The following is a 17049-nucleotide window of genomic DNA, read 5'->3' as shown; positions in this document are numbered from 1 at the left end:
GTGCCCTCGGCGCTGGAGTAGCTGATGTTGAATGCGCTGCTGAACCGCTGGCCAAGCTCGTGCGACGTGCCCATCTGCAGTGCCTTGCCGTCACGCATGATGCCCTCGCAGGTCATGGTGTTCGCCGCCCCGGCGAACCGCTCCTTGGCGGTCTTGCGGCCGACGATCACGGGCATGGCGAGGACACTGCGCATGAAATCCTGGTAGACGTCGTGCAGGATGCCGCGGGCATAGTGCCGCGCGTCGGATTCTCCTGCGTGCGCGGTGTGGCCCTCCTGCCACAGGAATTCCGTGGTGCGCAAGAAGATTCGCGGCCGCAGTTCCCACCGGACGACGTTGGCCCACTGATTGAGAAGCAGCGGAAGATCGCGGTAGCTGTCGACCCATTTGGCCATGTACTCGCCGATGACCGCTTCGCTGGTCGGCCGGATGGCGAGCGGTTCGGTCAACTCCTTGCCGCCGCCATGGGTCACGACGGCAAGCTCGGGACTGAAGCCCTCGACGTGCTCGGCCTCCCGTTCGAAGAAGCTCATCGGGATCAGCAACGGGAAGTAAGCGTTCTGCGCGCCGGCGGCCTTGATCCTGCTGTCGACCTCGGACTGCATCCGTTCCCAGATCGCGTAGCCGGTCGGCCGGATGACCATGGTTCCGCGGGCTGGTCCGTTCTCGGCCAGCTTCGCCTTGGTCAGGACGTCTTGGTACCACCGCGGAAAGTCCTCTTGCTGAGGAGTCAGCACCGCCATCTGGTCGCCTCTCATTACCCTGATGTCGATTTGGCCTGGCCAATCGTACTGAGCCCTCACCGAAGTCACGCCGAACCAGCGGCCAATTCGCTTAGGGCAGTAGCGAGATCTTCTGCCAGATCTTGTTGGATAGCTCGGTGGTCAGGGTCTCGATGTCGGAGATCGTTTCGAGCACGACTCCGTCGGTGCTGTGCTCGGCACTGAGCGCCGCAGTCTTGGCCGTGAGGCTCAGCATCTCCGAGCAGTAACTGAGGTAATGGTGCAGCTGGTCGGCGTCCAGACCGTGCTCTACGCTCTGCGCGGTTCGCACGTAGTTCGGGCTGACCTGCTCGGGATCCTTGGAGAGCTGGTGCATGTCGATGACGTGGGCCAGCGACCGCAGCCGGTGGAGCAGCCGCAGCAACGCGCGCCGCTCCATGCGCTCGGGCAAGAGCCAGAGGAACAGCACCGCGATGCCCGCGAACACGACGTCGTTGACGGCGCTCTCGACTAGGGGCACCCAGTCCGCGGTCGTGGCGAGCCCGTCGGTGACGGGCGAGCTCAGGCTGAAGACCAGCAGGGCCAGCGTGGCCACGACGATCATGATGCTCACGGCGCGGGCAGTCAGCGTCGCGCGCCGCAGGCGCTCGCGAGACTCGTCCGCCTCGCTCTGAACCAGGACAACAAGGTGACCGAGGTCCCGTGCCGCCTTCGTCAGTCCCCGCTCGCCGAAGCGCGCGTAGATGCGGCGTTCGAGCTGCGCCACGGTGGCCCCGACGTGGCCAGCGGCTAGCTGGACCTCGTCTCCGGCCGGGCTCGTATGCGCCACGTCACGACTCTAGGAGTTTCGATGCGCCGCCATCGCCAAGTCGGCGGATGATGGTCGGTTGGAGAGGTGAGCGGCATGGAGGAGTTGGTAGACCATCGAAGGCGCGGATTGGCCTTCAGCGTGCTGGGCGGGCCAACCACCGTCGTCGACATTGCCGGGCGGCGGATCGTCATGGACCCGACCTTCGACCCGCCTGGACAACAGGGATACCTCACCAAGACCGCGAGTCCGGCGATCGCGTCGACGGCGCTGGGCAGAATCGATGTCGTGCTGGTCAGCCACGACGAGCACCCCGACAATCTGGATGAGGGTGGCCATCGGGTGGCGCTGGCCGCTCCGTTCCTTCTCACTCATCCGCGTGCCGCACGCCGGTTGGGGCCTGCGGCGCACGGGCTCGAGTCGTGGCAGTCCATCGACCTCCCCGACGGGGACGGTATGGGACCTCTTACGGTGCAGGCGGTTCCGGCGGTACACGGCCCTGCCGACGGGCAGCGCAACGAAACCGGTCACGTCAACTGTGAGGTGACCGGGTTCGTGTTGTCGGGCCCAGACGTCCCGACCGTCTACCTCAGTGGCGACAACGCGTCAGTCGGCGCAGTCAAGGCAATCACCGAGCACGTCGGCGTAGTCGACATCGCAGTGATATTTGCCGGCGCGGCCCGTGTGCCGACGAAGGAGCGCGGTCGCCCTCTGACGTTCACGGGTCAGCGGGCGGCGGCGGCCGCCGAGTTACTCGGCGCGAAGGCGGTCATCCCGGCGCACGTCGACGGCTGGGCTCATTTCAGCGAAGGCCGCGATGACTTCGTTGCCGCATTCGAGGAGGCAGGGCTCAGGCACGTACTCACCGTGGCACCGCACGGGCGGTGGATCACGTTCGATCCCACCGGCACGCGAGTCGCGGCGACGTAGCGGCGCATTCCAGGCACTCAGATGGGTCGGCGTGTCTTGGGCAGCCGTCGTACGGGGCACACATCGCCCAGCAGCCGCGTCAACGCCGACACCGGCTCAGCGCCGAGGTGTTCGACTCGGTCGACGATCTGGTCGCGCAACCCTTCACCGGCGTATTGCTCGGCAAGCCAGTGGAACTTCTCGACCGTCCGCTCCCATGTCAACGGCCGGTTCGGTGCGCCCTCGAAATCCTGCTGCTCGCGCGAGAAAACCTTGCCACCTCGCAGTGTCACTCCGATGCGGACGGGCGTCGCCAGGGGATAGCCCGCAGTCAGCGTCGCGTTGGGTATCACGTGGATGCGATGCAGTAACCGTTGGACGTCTGCGCGACGGATCCGCTCGGTCTGGAGTTGGGCCGGCCCGACCTGACCGTCGATCAACGCCGCGGCCAGGAGATACTTCAAGTTGTAGTCCGCCTGCTCCTTGGTCCACGGTGAGCCCTTGTCGCCGAAGCTTCCGCCGCCGGCGATGTCGTAGGCGGTCTGAACGACCTCGGCGTCGACCGAGTCGATGTCCGAGTGCTTGATCCCGTGCTCGTGGGCGAGTGCCAGCACGGTTTCGATGGCCGCTTGCCCATGGATGAGCGAGCAGTACTTCTTCAAGTAGGTGTGGTTGACGACGTCCAGTGCGGGGTCGTCGAGGCGAAGATCGATGCATTGCGCGAACAGCTGCTCGAGCCCATTGGGTCCTTCGAAAAGCCCATGCGGCCCGGTGATTCCGCGTTGCGCCAACGCGGTGGTGTACACCGCGCGCTGGGCGGTGATGCCGGGGGAGATGCCCTTCCAGTTCGACACCGGCTCGGAATGGATCGCCGCCAGCGACACGTTGTCTGCCGCTGCGGTTGCGATTGCATTGCCCGTTTGTTCCGCGGACAGGTGTAGCAGTTCGGCGGCTCCAGCCGCGACCGAGATTGCCAGCTGAAGTGCATGATTGAGGCCACGCGCCATCACGGGAACGGCCGCCGAGAACCGGCATTGCACCTCGTAGGCCACCGCTAGCGCCAGGACGAATTCGTCGCCGGTGGCGCCCACGCTTTCCGCCACTGCCAGGATCGCGCCGAAATTGTCGGCGGGATGGCACAGGCCGCCGGGGGTCAGATACGTGTCGAGCAGATCGACGTATCGCACCGCAGCCGAGTTGAACAACGTGGCTTGATCGACACTCGTTCGACCGCCTCCGATCAGCGTGGCACGGGGGCTGCCGCCGACGGACTCAACGTGGTCGCGCAGGACTTGCACGGTCTCGCCGTCGAGTGCGGCGATCGCGCATCCAAGACTGTCCAGGATGTTGCGCCGCATCGACATTGACGCAGAATCGCCCAGATCCGACGCATCGGACCTCACTACCCACTCTGCTAGCGCCTCGACCGTGTAGCGCGCGGGTTCAGCTGTCGGTGTGCTCATGAATCGCGGTTGGAGACCTGGTAGTGCGTGATGAACCATCCATCGTCCACGCGCTTGACCACTACGCTGAGGTAGACGTTCAGCGTGGGCCGATCGACGAACGAGAAGTCGACGCGCTGGTAGCCGAGCACCAGGTCGTCGGCCAACTGCCTGCTTTCAAGAATCCGATACTCGGCTGCCATCCCGTCGGGTTGGGCGTCGTAGTAGTCGGCGACGCCTCGGCGTCCCACGCTGTAGGGGTGCAGGCCTTGGAAGATCGCGTCCTCGGTGAAGAGGGCGGCGACTCGCTGCGGTTCGTGCGCGTCGACGGCGGCCTTCCATTCGTCGAGTACGCCGCGCAGAACGCTCTCGGGATCTCGCATGATCAGTGCCCAGCGCTCTGGCCACCGTCGACGTGCAGGATCTCACCGGTGACGAAGGGGGCATTCTCCAGGTAGACGACAGCGTCCACGACGTCCTCGATGTCACCCATCCGACCGAGCGGGTGCATCGCAGCGAGGGCATCGTGGGTTGGCGCGGGGTGCATCGGGGTCCGGATGATGCCGAGTGCGACGGTGTTGACGCGGATGCCGCGACCGGCGTACTCGATCGCCAGTGCCTTGGTCACGGCGTTCAGGCCGCCCTTCGTCAGGGACGCCAGTGCCGATGGCACCTGAGAGTTGGCATGATCGACCAGGCTGGTGGAGATGTTGACCACGTGGCCGCCGCCCTCCCCGTTGAGCATCGCGGCGACGGCGCTGCGGGAGATCTCGAAGAACCCGCGCAGGTTCACTCCGGTGACCGCGTCGAAGTCCTCGTCGGTGTACTCGGTGAACGGTTTGGCGATGAAGACTCCGGCGTTGTTAATCACCGTGTCGATCCGGCCGAACCGGGCCAGCGCCGCGTCGACGATGCGGGCACCGACGCCCCGCTCGGCCACGTCACCGGGGATCGTCAGCACTTCCGGGTCGTCCGATTCGCCGATCGAGCGCGAGTTCGCGACGACCGCGTAGCCAAGCTTGCGGTAGGCGGTAACCAGTTCGGCCCCGATTCCTTGGGACGCTCCGGTGATGACGGCTACCTTCTGGGCTGAATTCATGTGACGCCTCGCTTCGTTGGCGCACCTCGGTGCTGGGTGCACCTTGTTGAACGCATCGTCGGGCTGGCAGCTGCCCACCCGCCACAACCGGTTTGCTCGCTGCTGGTAGGCCCAGGCTTCCACCGCATTACGATTGGCCCGTGGAGCTACGCCAGCTGCGCTATTTCGTCGTCGTCGCCGAGGAGCTCAACTTCGGCCGCGCCGCCGACCGTCTGCACATCGCCGGCCCGTCGCTGTCGCAACAGATCAAGGCCCTCGAGCGTGACCTGAAGGTGCGCCTGTTCGACCGCGATCGTCGATCCGTCGCCCTGACCCCCACCGGGGCGGCGCTGCTGCCGAACGCCCGCGCGCTGTTGGACCAGGCCGACATGCTGCGCAGGCATGCGACCGGTCTGTCAGACTCCGAACCCGTCCGGCTCGGCTACGTCAATTGGCGGCCCGCTGACTTGGCGGAACGCACGGCGGGAGTCGCGCAGCTACGCATCGACACCTGGGTGATGCCCTCGCACGCGCAGGCCGCGCGGGTGGCCGAAGGCAGCCTCGACCTCGCGATCTGCTGGGCAGAGACCACCGACCTGGCCGCGCTCGACCTCGACGGGCGGCTGATCGGGGCCGACCGCCTGTATGCCGTCTGCACCGGCTCCGACACGTCGGCGGTCGAGGCGAAGGACACGCTGGTGCTCATCGACGCGGACACGGCCAGCTGGTCGTCGTGGAATCGCTACGGCGAGCAATTCGCCAGGGACAGCAGCGCTCGCCCGGTGCGCATCGACGACGGCGGCATCACTGGCCCAACGTTTTTCGAGCATGTGCGCCGCTTGCGCCGGCCGGTGCTGAACTCGCCAAAGGGTCAGACGGCGCCGGTGCCCGCTGACCTGGTGGCACGTCCGGTGATCCATCCCGCGCCGTACTGGACGTGGTCGCTGGTCTCGCGCCGTGACGAAGGACGAGCGACGGTGCTCGCCGTGATCGACGCCCTTGCCGGCGATGTTGGTCCGTTGGGCCTGGATGACGACGCCTGGCTGCCCGTAGGCGATCCGCATCGCGAAGCGGCGCGTTAGTTGCCGTTTAGTCTTCCTTGCGGATCAACTGCTGCAGCGCCGCGCGATCGGGCGCCAGCAATTCGTCGATGCGCGGCTGGTTCACCTCGGCGACGATGATCTCCCCGACGTCCTTCTGCACGTCGCGGAAGATGCCGTGGGACTTCATCTTCTCGGTCTGATAGATGTTGTCCTCCGTCGGCGTGACGTAGTAGACCGCCTCGGCCTTGAAACGGTGCACCAGCCACAGGTGGACCAGGGTCATCAGGCGCTTCTGGCGCAGCTTCTCGGCGAACGTGTTCTGATCGCGCACCGTCAGGATGCTGCGGCCGTTCCGGTCCTTGATCGGGTCGACCAGCACGTTGGCCAGCTTCTCCTCCTCGCCGCCGTCCCGTTCGCCGTAGATGCCGAGTTCGAGCACCTCGCCGCCCGCGCGCAGCGGCCGCAACTGGACACGCAGCTTCTCACCGAGCTGGTAGTGCTCACTCCATAGCGCCAGCCACTCTTCCAGCAGCTTCTTCGGCACCTCGGTCTGAACGAGGTGCTGATGCTGGGTGGAGCCTGCGCCCATGGACTTGGTGGTCGCCGTACGCCCGGAGGAGGCGGCCAGCGCGGCGTCGCTGCGCGGACCGCCGACGAGGGTTTGCGGTGTGCGGTAGGGCGATTCGACCAGGCGCATCTTGCGCTGCAGCCGGGCGAGCGCCAGCATGCCGTCCTGCTTGAGTGCGGTGGCGAACTCCTCTGCGGCGACGCCGTCGATCTGGTGTCCGCCATAGGTCATGAAGTTGAAGACGAAACCCATCTTCGCGAGTTCCTCTGGGAAGGCCCGCATCTCGTCGTCACTCATCCCGGTGGTGTCCCAGTTGAATGAGGGGGAGAGGTTGTAGGCCAGCATCTTGTCGGGATACACGCTGTGGATCGCGTGGGCGAACTGGCGCGCGTCGTCGAGATCGGCCGTCTTCGTCTCCATCCACAGGATGTCGGCGAAGGGCGCCGCGGCAAGAGACTTGGCGATCGCGTACGGGATGCCGCCGCGGATCTGGTAGTAGCCTTCGGGCGTCTTCACCCGCTCGCAGTCCCATCCGGCGTCGGCCCCGAGTTCCTTCGCCTTCTCCCGGGCCTCATAGAGCGATGCGCGCTCGGCGAAGCGCCGCCAGTCCGCGGCGCTCATCTCGAGCGGTTCGCCCTCACGCCCGCGGAACTCCAGCAGCTCCGCCACGGCCTCGCCGTAGGTCTGTAGCCCGGCATCGTTCTGCCACGCTTCGACGAACCGGGACTCGACCTCGTCGAAGAGCGCGTCGACCGATTGGTCCCCGTCCTGCTGCCGGGCGGCGGCCGCCTTGGCGATCAGGCCCAGAATGCCCTGCCGCTCCAGCCAGGTGGTAGCTGCGGCGTACTCACCGTCGGGTAGTGAGTAGAGGAGGTGGCCATTGAGATCCTTGACGCCCGCCTCGTAGAAGCTGCGCACCATGGCCAGGAAGCACGACTTGTAGGACGGAATCTTGAGGTTGGTGGCGCCGAGGAGGAACGGCTGATCGCGCTCGTCGGCGCGGCTGTCGATGAGGTTGGCCGCCTCGGCATCGGTGCGGGCCACGATGATGCCAGGTACCCGCATGATGTCCAGCTGGAATCGCGCGGTGTTGAGGCGCTTGATCTGCTCATCCGACGGCACCAGAACCTTGCCACCCTGATGACCGCACTTCTTCGTACCCGGACGCTGGTCCTCGATGTGGTACCCCGGCACGCCGGACTCGACGAAGCGACGGATCAGGTTGCGGACGTGCGGATCGCCACCGTGACCGGTATCGGCGTCGGCGATGATGAACGGCCGGAAGTCGATTTCCGGTGTGCTCGCGCGTTGCGCCTCCGTCATGCGCAGGCGCAGGTATTGCTGATTGCGGTCCGCGGTCAGAAGGGCGCGGACGAGTCCGGCGGCTTCGTCCGGTACCTGGCTCAACGGGTAGCTGGCGAGGTCGGGCCCAGGATCTTCGCTGATCGAACCCTTCGCCGACGTCGCCCAACCGCCGAGGTAGATCCCCTCGATGCCGTTTCGCTTCATGGTCACGGCCTGACCCGGTGAGTATGGGCCGAAGGTGGTGATGCTCTTGTGCTGGCCGAAGAGCTCGCGGAGCCGTTCGTAGAATGCCGCCGCGGCGTCGCGCGCCACGGTGTAGTCCGTTGGGATCGTGCCGCGCTGCTCGACGACCTGGCGGGCCGTGTAGAGGCGGATGATCCCATCGAAGCGCGGGCTGTCGAAGTACCGCTGGGTGGCCGCGACGTCTTGGTCGACGGGTGTGCCGGCCTTCGCATCCGCTTCGATGGTGGTCATGGATTTACGCTCCTCGTTGAGCCCGATACCGCTGACCCGCCGAGTCTATCTCCGGTTCTGGCGCGCGATGCCGCAACGACGATCATGGTGGATGACTGGCAAACCGGCGGTCCCAGGTCTGGGACAAAACCCGTTGCACGACAGGGCGATAGCGTTCATCCTGGCGGCGCCGTCCAGGTCTAGGTCTTGAACCGCCCGGCGAAGCCGCGCAGCGGTAGGTCTGCACTGGTCACCAGGCCGGGTGGTGCGTCGACCACGGAGCGGATCGCGTTGAGGGCGGGCAACCCGGTGACGGTCATGCCGATCGAGGCGAAGTTGTCCGGGTTGGACAGGTCGACTCCCGGCTTCGGGAAGACCATGTGCTTGTTGTAGATGCACGGGTCGCCTTTGATCTGAGTGATGTAGCAGCCCTTGATGTCCCAGTGGGGATCGGTGTGCGGGGTCATCTGCCACTCGAGATGCGTCTCGACCCTCGGAACGCCGCCGATCATGCCCTGATACTTGATGTAGTTGCCGCCGAGCGACCCCTTCGGCATCTGATACCAGCCCAGGTCGACGTCCTTGGTGCAAGCACCTAGCTCGTAGCTGAACTTGACCTCGTCGAGTTGCAGGCCGAAGCAGTCGGCCATCATCAGCACGCTATCGGCGAAGACGCGGGTGTACTTCTCCAGTTTCGACGGGATCGACGGATCGTCCACGGGCAAGCCGTAGCCGACCTCGATCCAAGTGTCCTTGCTGTGGTGGCACGACACGTCGACGGACTCGATGGTGATGACGTTCTCGATCTCGGCGACATTGGCAGAGCACACCACCCCGAGGATCTGGTTCAGGCCTGGATTCATGCCGGTGCCGTAGAAGGTCGCGGCGCCCTTCTCGCAGGCCTCGGCCAGGACTTGCGACACCGGTTTTCCGGACGGGTGCGGGTGGTTGGTGTCGCGGTGCCAGCCGGTGATCCAGTCCGCGGTCGTGACGATGTCGATGCCGGCTTCGAGGACCTTCACGTAGAGGTCCTCGTCGGGGAACACGCCGTGGAAGGTGAGGACGTCGGGTTTGGCGGCGATGATGTCGTCCACCGAGCCCGTGGCAGTGACCCCAATGGGCGCCAGGCCGGCCAACTCGCCCGCGTCGCGGCCGATCTTCTCCGTTGTATAGCAATGCAATCCGATGAGCTCGAGATCGGGTTGTGTCCCGATTCGTTTGATCATCTCGGTGCCGACGTTGCCGGTTGCGACCTGGAATACCCGGATCGGTGCTCTGGTGGGTGCGCTCATCGAAATTCAGCCCTTCGGTCGGTGATCGATCAGGAGATGGCGGAGGCCCGCAACTCCGCGGCGCTGCCGCCACGGCCGTCGGGGTAGAACTGCTTGGCCCAGTTGCGGATGGCGGTGAAGCCCGCGTACTCGCTGCTCGACAGTGCAGGCGGGTCGGAGTAGCGCTGGTGTTGCCAGATGTGAACGTCCTGGGTGAACTGGCGAATGATCTCTTCGGCGAAGGCTTGCGCCTTCCGCTCCGCCTTCGCCGGATCGGAGCTGGCCGTGCGGCCGATGTACACCGTGAAACGGACGTCGGACGTGCGGTCGTCGACGGGGGTCACCGCCGTGATCGTCCGGTTGTCGACCATGCCCCAACTCTTGGTCACGGCGACGCCCAGTCCACCGTTGACCGCCTCGACGCCACTCTTGACATCGTCGATCGACTGGCTTTCATCGCCTTCGAAGGTGATGGTGAAGTCGACGTAGGACACCGGTGCATCGAAGTCGTGTCTGGTGAACACCGGCACGATGGGGGTCTTGTGCACGAACTTGAAATGGGCGAAGTCGACACCGTTTTCGAGCACGTACTGCGGATGCAGTTGCAGTTGCTCCCGATACAGGGTGGCCATCGGGTAGTAGTCGGCCACGCTACTGCCGTCGTCGAATCCTGCGAATACGTCGGGCACGTCGAAGTAGGGGTCGCGGCCGTCGGCGTCGTGCCAGATGTAGACCGATTCATTGCGCTCGACCACGGGATGGGTGCGGATGCGACGGCCTCGATTGGGTCGGTCCTCGTACGGAATGCAGACGTTTCGCCCGTCGTGATTCCACTGCCAGCCGTGGAAGGCGCATTCGATGACGTCGCCTTCGACGTGACCGCCGAAACCCAAGTGCGCGCCAAGGTGCTCGCAATAGGCGTCCATGACGGTCAGCTGGCCGGACTGCGCCCGCCACGCCACCATCTCCTGGCCGAAATACGTCATTCGGTGGACGTCACCGACGCCGATCTCGACGGACCACGCGACCTGGAACCACCCCGTCGGCTTCATCGATAGCGGGGGTTTCGCCATGTCGGTGTCCTCTTCTGCACGGCATTGGGCACGTCGATCGAACTGACGTGACGGCTGAATCACAGCAGGCACTGTGAAACTATCACAACTGCTACGCGCACAGAAGTGCCACTACCATCCGAACCATGACCGACGCGGGCGTTTCCGAGCGCCGCACCAACCGGCGCGGCAACGCCACCCGCGAGAACATGCTGAAGGCCGCGGTCAAGGCGCTGGCCTCCGGCGATCCCGGCGCGGTGTCGGCCAACAAGATCGCCCGTGACATCGGCGCCACCTGGGGCGCGGTGAAGTACCAGTTCGGCGACAACGACGGACTCTGGGCCGCCGTGCTCCAGTCCACCGCCGAGCGACGGGCCGAAGTGCTCACCTTCACCGACACCACCGCACCGTTGCGCCGACGCGTCGCCGACATCATCGACACGCTCTACGACGGGCTGACCTCCACCGACTCTCGAGCCATCGACAACCTGCGTGCGGCCTTGCCACGCGATCACGCCGAACTCGAAGCGCTCTACCCGCGCACCGCTGCCGAACTCTCCTCGTGGGGACGAGGTTGGCTCGCGACCTGCCAGAGCGCATTCGCAGATCTGGAAGTGGACCCCGATCGCGTGGCAGAGGTCGCCGAGCTCATTCCGGGCGCCATGCGCGGCATCACCTCAGAACGCCAGCTAGGCACCTACGCCGACCTCGACAAGGCGCGGCGAGGGCTGACCAACGCCATCGTCGCCTACCTCGAGGATTCCCGGCAGCGCTGAGCCGCGCGGAGTTTGACACCTGACCCGACGGGTCATGACTCGTGGGTGAATCTCTCTTTGCTGCCCACCGCCACGATCACCGACGACGATGTCGCCGCTGTCTTGCTGCGCGCAACGCAGGCCATCGACCCGATTCTCGACGTCCTGGCGGAGGCCGACCCTCTGGGCTTGAGGGAGCGCACCCACCACTTGGGGGGTCCCGCCGGTAGCGCACTGGGAAGGATCGAAGACGCATTCGCGTGGGCGCTCAACACGGCGAAGGTCCCCGGAACACTGGCGTGGGACGACATGCCCATGGACGATCGCATCGACTGGTGGGTACATCGGGTCGGGGCGTTGAACACGGTGATCGTTGCCTTCCCCGGAGTCCTTGGGGCGGTGGGCGATCGGCTGCCGCTTCAGGATCTCTTCGGGTTCACCAACCAGGCGATCGTGTTGTGCGCAGTAGCGCGCGAACATGGCATCTCCGATCACCGGCAACAGGTCCGGCTACTGGCTGCGGTCTTGTCGGGACGCGACCTAGTGCCCGACCGGTCAGCTGACGCGCTGCCGTCCGATTCCAGCGCACTTCCCCGGACACCGGCCGGTGTGGCCCAAGGCCTGTGGCGTCTCGCGGGCCTGATGCGTGCGATAGCCGACGAGCTCGCCAAGCGGCCACATCCGAAGGGATTCTATCGAGTCCTTGGCATGCTGCCAGCGGTGGGCGCCGTCGCTGACTACCTCGGGGAGTACGGCGCGCTGGTACGCGCCGCCAAAGCCGGTGAACGCTGGATTGCTCAACAGAGCGTGCTCTGACGATCAAGGCCCCACGGTGAGGTCGTCGGAGCGTCCGGCCTCGAGCCGCGACCACTGGGGGATGGGACGCCCGTTCATCCGGGTGTTGGAGCCGTCGACCTGCCACCCTCTTGGCCAGCCGGCCGGCGAGTCCTCCCACGGCTCCTGGCGCCCGTACACGGTGAGATCCATGAGCGCGTAGCTATAGTCCATCGCCTCCACGCCGCGGAGGGTGGTCCAGTACGTCTCGAAGACGCGGTCACCGTCGCGCAGGTAGCAGACGAGGTGCATCATGCCGACGTGGCGCCCGACCAGGAGCGTGTCGAGGGAGGGGAGTGCCGAGTACCACGGCATGTCCCAGTCCATGAAGTCGTGGTAGCGGGCGCTTTCCTCGTACGGACCCTGGGCGAACACGGCATAGGTGATATCGCGGGAGTGAAGGTAGGACAGTTCCTCGACCTGGGTGGTCACCCACGTACAACCCTCGCATTGCTCGGGCGCGGGATGGCCGGGGTGCCACATGAAGTAGTACGCGACCAGCTGCCTGCGCCCTTCGAACGCGTCGAGCAGGGTGAGCGGACCGTCTGGCCCGATCAGCTCGAGGGTGGCGTCGACCTCGACCATGGGCAGGCGCCGCCGGGCCGCGGCGATCGCGTCGCCTTCCCGGATGTGCGCCTTCTCCCGAGTCCGGAGTCTGTCGATTTCGGCCTCGAAGGCGGCGCGGTCGACGGCCGTGGGCATTGCTTCGTCTTTCATCGCTGTCCTCCAATGGGTTTCGGTGACTCTTCGTCGACGTCTGCACCGGCCGGGCCGAACAGGAACAGGTGATCGAGTACCGACGTCGGGTCACCCGACCAGTCCATCGCGGCGAGCTGGGCGCGGCTGCGGCGGCCCGTCCGCCAGCGCAGGGCCTCGAATCGCGTAGTGCGGAGCCGTATTTCAGCACTGTCGCCCGGCCCGCTCAGATACTGGCCGTCCTCCACCGTGACGAGCAACCCAACCGGCGTCCGAAGGTTGGCGAGCAGTTGGTCGGAGGAATGCCACACCGCCGCGGAATCCCTGGCGCCGGGCCGGCCAATGGCAGCCCGGACGTCGTGCTCGTGACTGGTGATGTCGCCGAGCGGGGGTTTCACCCCAGCGGTTTCTGCCATGTGGTCCAGCGCTGCGGCGGCGTCGGCCCAGGCGGCCAGGATCTCGGCCAGGTCATAGCCACCGAACCGGGCGATCTGCGCTGCCGTCTCCTCGTCGGAGGGCGGCCCAGCCAAACGCCCACTCACCGAGTCCTCGGCGACTGCCGCCACATGCGCCACCACGTCACGGACCGACCAGCCGGGGCAGGCCGCAACGGCGGTGCTCAACGCCGCGTCGTCCAGTCCCGCCACCAGCCCGACGATACGTTCCCTCGTTTCTTGATAGAGATGGGCAAACAGGCGCGGATCAGCGACCGACGTGATCTGCGGTGTCTCCATGCGTTGTCCTTCCGCTTCTGCTGCAACGGTTCTGGTCATGTCAGGAAACAACACCGTCCAGACGTTATACATTCCAGTTGAATATCTTCGCGTTCAGCACACCATGGGCGACCCGCTATAGTCAATCGAATGGTTGAAGATCAGGTGTTGGATCGGGCGTACGGGGCGCTCGCCGATCCGACCCGGCGCTGGCTGTTGGAGACGCTGCGGCAGGGTGATGCCCGCATCACCGACCTGGCCGCTCCGCTGCCGATGACCTTCGCCGGCGTATCGCGCCACATCGGCGTCCTGGAATCGGCCGGTCTGGTACAGCGAGAGGTGCGCGGCCGCGAGCACTGGCTTTCCCTGCGGCCGGACGGATTGACGATGGCCCAGCGGTGGATCGACGAGCAGACCGACTTCTGGTCGACGCGGGCGGACGCGTTGGCGGAGCGGCTGCGCCGAAAGGGGCGAAACCACCGGGGCGAGCGAAGCGACGGGGGATGACGATGAACGACGCTCCGGTCGCCCGCGTGCAACGGGTCATGCCGGCCGCGCCCGAGGTGGTGTTCGACCAGTGGCTCGATCCGGAGTCGTTGGCGGACTGGATGTGTCCGCGTCCGGACCGATGTGTCGCCATCACCGTCGAACCCCAGGTCGGGGGCAGCGTGCGCTTCGACGTCGACCATTCGGGCACCTGCGTTCTGATCACCGGGCAGTTCGTCGCCATCGATCGCCCGCACCTACTGCGCTTCACGTGGACCAACTCGGACTGGGCGGACCCGACAGTGGTCAGCATCGTCAACGTCGCATTCGAACCGTTCGGCGACGATCAGACACTCATGTCCATCGAGCATTCCCTCATCCCCCCAGAGGACCTCGACAATTTCGCGAACGGGTGGGTGAAGGTCTGCGATCAGCTCGCCGCCTTTCTACGGGTTTGACGCGCCGTGTTGCGGATGCGGACGATGACGGCATGTTCGCGGTGAAACGCCATGCCTGATCGCCCGTACGCACTTGTTCGGCGGCCCGCAGAGACACTGGCCGACGGCATCGTGACATTCATCGAGCGCCAGCCGCTGGATCTCGAGCTGGCCAAGCGGCAGTGGGATGACTACGTGGCTGCGCTGCACCGCACTGGGTGGCCCACCGTGGTGATCGAAGGTGACGATTCGATGCCGGACTGCGTGTTCGTCGAGGACGCCGTCGTGATGTTCGGCGACCTCGCGGTCATCACCAATCCTCGTCAACCGGCACGCAATCCGGAAATCGTTGCGGTCCAACGAACCATCGATGAACTGGGACTCGATGTTGCAGCGATCACCGAGGGAACACTCGACGGCGGTGACGTGCTCAAGGTGGGTTCGCAGGTGTACGTCGGCCTCAGCGGAACCACCACCGCGTCGGCGATCGAACAGCTCGCACGGATCCTCGCGCCTCGCGGATACACCGTCACGGCCGTGCCCCTGACCAAGGCACTGCATCTCAAGAGTGCGCTCACCGCACTTCCCGACGGCACCCTCATCGGGTACGAACCCGTCGTCGACGACCCGGGCATGTTCCCGTCGTTCCTCGCCGTGCCCGAGGAACCAGGCGCCCACGTGGTCATCCTCGACGAGGATCTGGTGCTGATGAGTTCGGCGGCTCCTCACACGGCGGCGTTGTTCGCCGATCGCGGCTATCGGCTCGAGACGGTGGACATCTCGGAGTACGAGAAACTGGAGGGCTGTGTCACGTGCTTGAGCGTGCGAGTGCGCCAACCGAATCCGTGAGCGGCACGCATGCGATCCGAGTGGTGGTGGTGGACGACGAAGCATTGGTCCGCTCGGGATTCAGCCTGATCCTGGGCACGGCGGCGGATATCGAGGTCGTCTCGACCGCGACCGGAGGGGACGCCGTTGCCGCGGTTCGCGAGCACCGGCCCGACGTCGTCCTTCTCGACATCCGGATGCCCGACGTCGACGGCCTCACGGTCCTGCAACAGCTGCTTGCCCTGCCTGCCCCACCCGTCGTGGCGATGCTCACGACCTTCGACACCGACGAGTACGTCTTGGCCGCCCTCAACATCGGCGCAGCCGGGTTCCTGCTCAAGGACACCGACCCCGACCAACTGGCCCAACTGGTACGCACGTTGGCCGCCGGTGGGGTGGTGATGTCCCCGAAGACGTCCCGGACCCTGCTGCGCGCCTATCCGGGTACAGAACCTGCCGTCGTCGACGAGGAGGCGGCCCGCGTCGAGTTGCTGACTGCCAGAGAACGGGACGTGCTGGTGCTGCTGGCGGAGGGCCTGTCCAATGTCGAGATCGGAACTCGCCTGTACCGGGGACCGGGACCGTCAAGGATCACGTCAGCGCCATCGTGGCAAGTTGCGGGTGGCCAGCCGCGTGCAGGCGGCTCTGCTGGCCCAACGGGCCAGGCTGCTCGACGCAGACCCGGAGCGGCCCGAGGCTCAGCGGCGACCGTGTCGACCGGGTTGAAACGTCTTCCACGACGCATCCCCGCACCGTTGGTCGATGCAGCGGTCGTCGCACTGGCAGCGTTCGAGATGTCGCTCAACTTCGCGGACGACACCAGGATCGACCTGGCCCTTGCCCTGGTCGCCGTCGCCGCCTTCGCGGTGTGTGCGACGCTCGCCGCGGTCGCCATGGTGATCGCGGCGTCCCGCGAGGAAGGTGTGCTGCATGACCGGACCTGGACCTTGCTCTACGTCGTCTACACGCTGGCCGCCGCGACCGCTCCCGTCCTGCTCGGTCAACTCCTCCAGGACACGGCGAGACCTTTCGCAGCGCCTGGAGGAGATCGAGGAGGGCAAGGAACACGAACGCGCGCTCCACGCGCAAGCGGTGCTCGCCGGCGAGCGAACTCAGCTGGCCCGCGAGATGTACGACGTCGTCTCCCACCAGGTAAGCCTGATCGCCGTCCAGGCCGGCGCCCTCCAGGTCTCCGCGAAGGAGGCGGCCAGCCGCGCCGCCGCTCGTTCCATCCGCGCCCTGAGCGTCGGAACACTCGACGAACTGCGCACGATGGTCAGACTGCTGCCCGCCTAGCGGCGATCCGACGGAACTGGCACCGCAGCCGACACTGGCGGACTTGCCGCGTCTCGTCGCGTCCAGCGACATCGAGACGGCCTACCCGAGGGAGTTTATGTTCCATGTTGCTTTGCCTTCCGGGGTAAACATTCTGTTCACCACCTAGGTTGGCTGCAGCGTCGTGGATACGGCTATCCGCTACTCGGCCGTTGAACCGTTGCCGTTGAGTGTGTTTTGGTGACACGCGGCGTCCCCTTGCGGGGTTTGGGTTCTGGCCTCTCCGCTCCCGGCCCCACCTGGGTGAGGTCTTCTGGGTGCTCCGCCGGCGCCGGATGATCCGGCGTCCGCGCCATGGCCTGTACCAACCGATG

The 17049-nt window shown here is 65.8% G+C and carries 18 protein-coding genes; 8 read left to right on the top strand and 10 right to left on the bottom strand.

Translation table 11 applies throughout. The features are described 5' to 3' along the window. Together QOC69_RS28300 and QOC69_RS28295 are read right to left on the bottom strand one after the other, a co-directional pair. A partial coding sequence (locus tag QOC69_RS28300) for an aminoacyl--tRNA ligase-related protein (RefSeq protein ID WP_526445841.1) occupies nt 1-758 on the bottom strand: 758 nt, incomplete at its 3' end. A gap of 76 nt (nt 759-834) precedes the next feature. Beyond that, nucleotides 835-1551, bottom strand: coding sequence for a hypothetical protein (locus tag QOC69_RS28295; RefSeq protein WP_526445840.1), 717 nt, complete (start codon nt 1549-1551; stop codon nt 835-837). A 75-nt stretch (nt 1552-1626) separates the two neighbouring features. On the opposite strand from QOC69_RS28295, the gene QOC69_RS28290 reads away from it, so the two are divergent. Further along, nucleotides 1627-2460 carry an MBL fold metallo-hydrolase gene (locus QOC69_RS28290; RefSeq protein WP_526445839.1) on the top strand — a complete coding sequence of 278 codons (834 nt, stop codon included), beginning with the start codon at nt 1627-1629 and terminating at the stop codon, nt 2458-2460. A gap of 17 nt (nt 2461-2477) precedes the next feature. Here the strand turns inward: QOC69_RS28290 and QOC69_RS28285 are convergent, their stop codons facing one another. Genes QOC69_RS28285 through QOC69_RS28275 form a run of 3 tightly spaced genes read right to left on the bottom strand, consistent with a single transcriptional unit; the run spans nt 2478 to nt 4980 of the window. Further along, a complete protein-coding gene (locus QOC69_RS28285; RefSeq protein WP_526445838.1) occupies nt 2478-3902 on the bottom strand; it encodes an MmgE/PrpD family protein in 1425 nt (474 codons plus the stop codon). After that, on the bottom strand, nt 3899-4264 hold the full coding sequence (locus QOC69_RS28280; RefSeq protein WP_526445837.1) for an SgcJ/EcaC family oxidoreductase: 366 nt from the start codon (nt 4262-4264) through the stop codon (nt 3899-3901). The genes QOC69_RS28285 and QOC69_RS28280 overlap by 4 nt, the downstream gene beginning before the upstream one ends. 2 nt (nt 4265-4266) lie before the next feature. Next, a complete protein-coding gene (locus QOC69_RS28275) occupies nt 4267-4980 on the bottom strand; it encodes an SDR family NAD(P)-dependent oxidoreductase (RefSeq protein ID WP_526445836.1) in 714 nt (237 codons plus the stop codon). 140 nt (nt 4981-5120) lie between these two features. Here QOC69_RS28275 and QOC69_RS28270 point away from each other — a divergent pair, with 140 nt between their 5' ends. Further along, nucleotides 5121-6041, top strand: a complete 921-nt coding sequence (locus QOC69_RS28270; protein ID WP_526445835.1) for a LysR family transcriptional regulator — start codon at nt 5121-5123, stop codon at nt 6039-6041. 7 nt (nt 6042-6048) lie between these two features. Here the strand turns inward: QOC69_RS28270 and aceA are convergent, their stop codons facing one another. The 3 genes from aceA to QOC69_RS28255 all read right to left on the bottom strand — a co-directional run bounded on the left by aceA (nt 6049) and on the right by QOC69_RS28255 (nt 10672). Continuing rightward, nucleotides 6049-8349 carry an isocitrate lyase ICL2 gene (aceA, locus tag QOC69_RS28265; protein ID WP_526445834.1) on the bottom strand — a complete coding sequence of 767 codons (2301 nt, stop codon included), beginning with the start codon at nt 8347-8349 and terminating at the stop codon, nt 6049-6051. A 179-nt stretch (nt 8350-8528) separates the two neighbouring features. Beyond that, entirely contained in the window at nt 8529-9620 is a 1092-nt protein-coding gene (locus tag QOC69_RS28260; protein ID WP_526445833.1) for an NAD(P)H-dependent amine dehydrogenase family protein, read from the bottom strand. Between the two features lie 29 nt (nt 9621-9649). Beyond that, entirely contained in the window at nt 9650-10672 is a 1023-nt protein-coding gene (locus QOC69_RS28255; protein ID WP_526445832.1) for a Rieske 2Fe-2S domain-containing protein, read from the bottom strand. Nucleotides 10673-10797: 125 nt separating this feature from the next. Between QOC69_RS28255 and QOC69_RS28250 the strand changes: the two genes are divergently transcribed. Together QOC69_RS28250 and QOC69_RS28245 are read left to right on the top strand one after the other, a co-directional pair. Next, nucleotides 10798-11427, top strand: coding sequence for a TetR/AcrR family transcriptional regulator (locus tag QOC69_RS28250; RefSeq protein ID WP_526445831.1), 630 nt, complete (start codon nt 10798-10800; stop codon nt 11425-11427). Nucleotides 11428-11472: 45 nt separating this feature from the next. Then, complete coding sequence (locus QOC69_RS28245; protein ID WP_526445830.1) at nt 11473-12222, top strand: hypothetical protein; 750 nt, start codon at nt 11473-11475, stop codon at nt 12220-12222. A gap of 3 nt (nt 12223-12225) precedes the next feature. On the opposite strand, the gene QOC69_RS28240 is transcribed toward QOC69_RS28245, so the two are convergent. Both QOC69_RS28240 and QOC69_RS28235 read right to left on the bottom strand, forming a co-directional pair. Beyond that, nucleotides 12226-12957 carry a DUF899 family protein gene (locus tag QOC69_RS28240; RefSeq protein WP_526445829.1) on the bottom strand — a complete coding sequence of 244 codons (732 nt, stop codon included), beginning with the start codon at nt 12955-12957 and terminating at the stop codon, nt 12226-12228. Continuing rightward, a complete protein-coding gene (locus tag QOC69_RS28235) occupies nt 12954-13670 on the bottom strand; it encodes a maleylpyruvate isomerase family mycothiol-dependent enzyme (RefSeq protein WP_526445828.1) in 717 nt (238 codons plus the stop codon). Before QOC69_RS28235 ends, QOC69_RS28240 begins: the two co-directional genes overlap by 4 nt. Nucleotides 13671-13799: 129 nt before the next feature. Between QOC69_RS28235 and QOC69_RS28230 the strand changes: the two genes are divergently transcribed. The 4 genes from QOC69_RS28230 to QOC69_RS28215 are packed head-to-tail and all read left to right on the top strand — an operon-like array spanning nt 13800 to nt 16824. Beyond that, nucleotides 13800-14156 carry an ArsR/SmtB family transcription factor gene (locus QOC69_RS28230; RefSeq protein ID WP_526445827.1) on the top strand — a complete coding sequence of 119 codons (357 nt, stop codon included), beginning with the start codon at nt 13800-13802 and terminating at the stop codon, nt 14154-14156. Nucleotides 14157-14158: 2 nt separating this feature from the next. Continuing rightward, on the top strand, nt 14159-14593 hold the full coding sequence (locus QOC69_RS28225; protein WP_526445842.1) for an SRPBCC family protein: 435 nt from the start codon (nt 14159-14161) through the stop codon (nt 14591-14593). A gap of 51 nt (nt 14594-14644) precedes the next feature. Then, nucleotides 14645-15421, top strand: a complete 777-nt coding sequence (gene ddaH, locus QOC69_RS28220) for a dimethylargininase (RefSeq protein WP_526445826.1) — start codon at nt 14645-14647, stop codon at nt 15419-15421. Then, nucleotides 15418-16824 carry a response regulator gene (locus tag QOC69_RS28215; RefSeq protein ID WP_526445825.1) on the top strand — a complete coding sequence of 469 codons (1407 nt, stop codon included), beginning with the start codon at nt 15418-15420 and terminating at the stop codon, nt 16822-16824. Before ddaH ends, QOC69_RS28215 begins: the two co-directional genes overlap by 4 nt. Nucleotides 16825-17049: the final 225 nt, after the last annotated feature.

Origin of the sequence: Mycobacterium sp., from assembly GCF_032162105.1 — a bacterium.
Lineage (GTDB): Bacteria > Actinomycetota > Actinomycetes > Mycobacteriales > Mycobacteriaceae > Mycobacterium.
Note: the sequence above shows the minus strand (reverse complement) of the source record. Positions and strands in the feature narration are given on the sequence as shown.

Bases quoted from the DNA above. Each gene is read 5' to 3' on its own strand.
- QOC69_RS28290 (WP_526445839.1), top strand. From the start codon at position 1,627: ATGGAGGAGTTGGTAGACCATCGAAGGCGCGGATTGGCCTTCAGCGTG.
- QOC69_RS28285 (WP_526445838.1), bottom strand. From the start codon at position 3,902: ATGAGCACACCGACAGCTGAACCCGCGCGCTACACGGTCGAGGCGCTA.
- QOC69_RS28280 (WP_526445837.1), bottom strand. From the start codon at position 4,264: ATGCGAGATCCCGAGAGCGTTCTGCGCGGCGTACTCGACGAATGGAAG.
- QOC69_RS28275 (WP_526445836.1), bottom strand. From the start codon at position 4,980: ATGAATTCAGCCCAGAAGGTAGCCGTCATCACCGGAGCGTCCCAAGGA.
- aceA (WP_526445834.1), bottom strand. From the start codon at position 8,349: ATGACCACCATCGAAGCGGATGCGAAGGCCGGCACACCCGTCGACCAA.
- QOC69_RS28260 (WP_526445833.1), bottom strand. From the start codon at position 9,620: ATGAGCGCACCCACCAGAGCACCGATCCGGGTATTCCAGGTCGCAACC.
- QOC69_RS28255 (WP_526445832.1), bottom strand. From the start codon at position 10,672: ATGGCGAAACCCCCGCTATCGATGAAGCCGACGGGGTGGTTCCAGGTC.
- QOC69_RS28250 (WP_526445831.1), top strand. From the start codon at position 10,798: ATGACCGACGCGGGCGTTTCCGAGCGCCGCACCAACCGGCGCGGCAAC.
- QOC69_RS28240 (WP_526445829.1), bottom strand. From the start codon at position 12,957: ATGAAAGACGAAGCAATGCCCACGGCCGTCGACCGCGCCGCCTTCGAG.
- QOC69_RS28235 (WP_526445828.1), bottom strand. From the start codon at position 13,670: ATGGAGACACCGCAGATCACGTCGGTCGCTGATCCGCGCCTGTTTGCC.
- QOC69_RS28230 (WP_526445827.1), top strand. From the start codon at position 13,800: ATGGTTGAAGATCAGGTGTTGGATCGGGCGTACGGGGCGCTCGCCGAT.
- QOC69_RS28225 (WP_526445842.1), top strand. From the start codon at position 14,159: ATGAACGACGCTCCGGTCGCCCGCGTGCAACGGGTCATGCCGGCCGCG.
- ddaH (WP_526445826.1), top strand. From the start codon at position 14,645: ATGCCTGATCGCCCGTACGCACTTGTTCGGCGGCCCGCAGAGACACTG.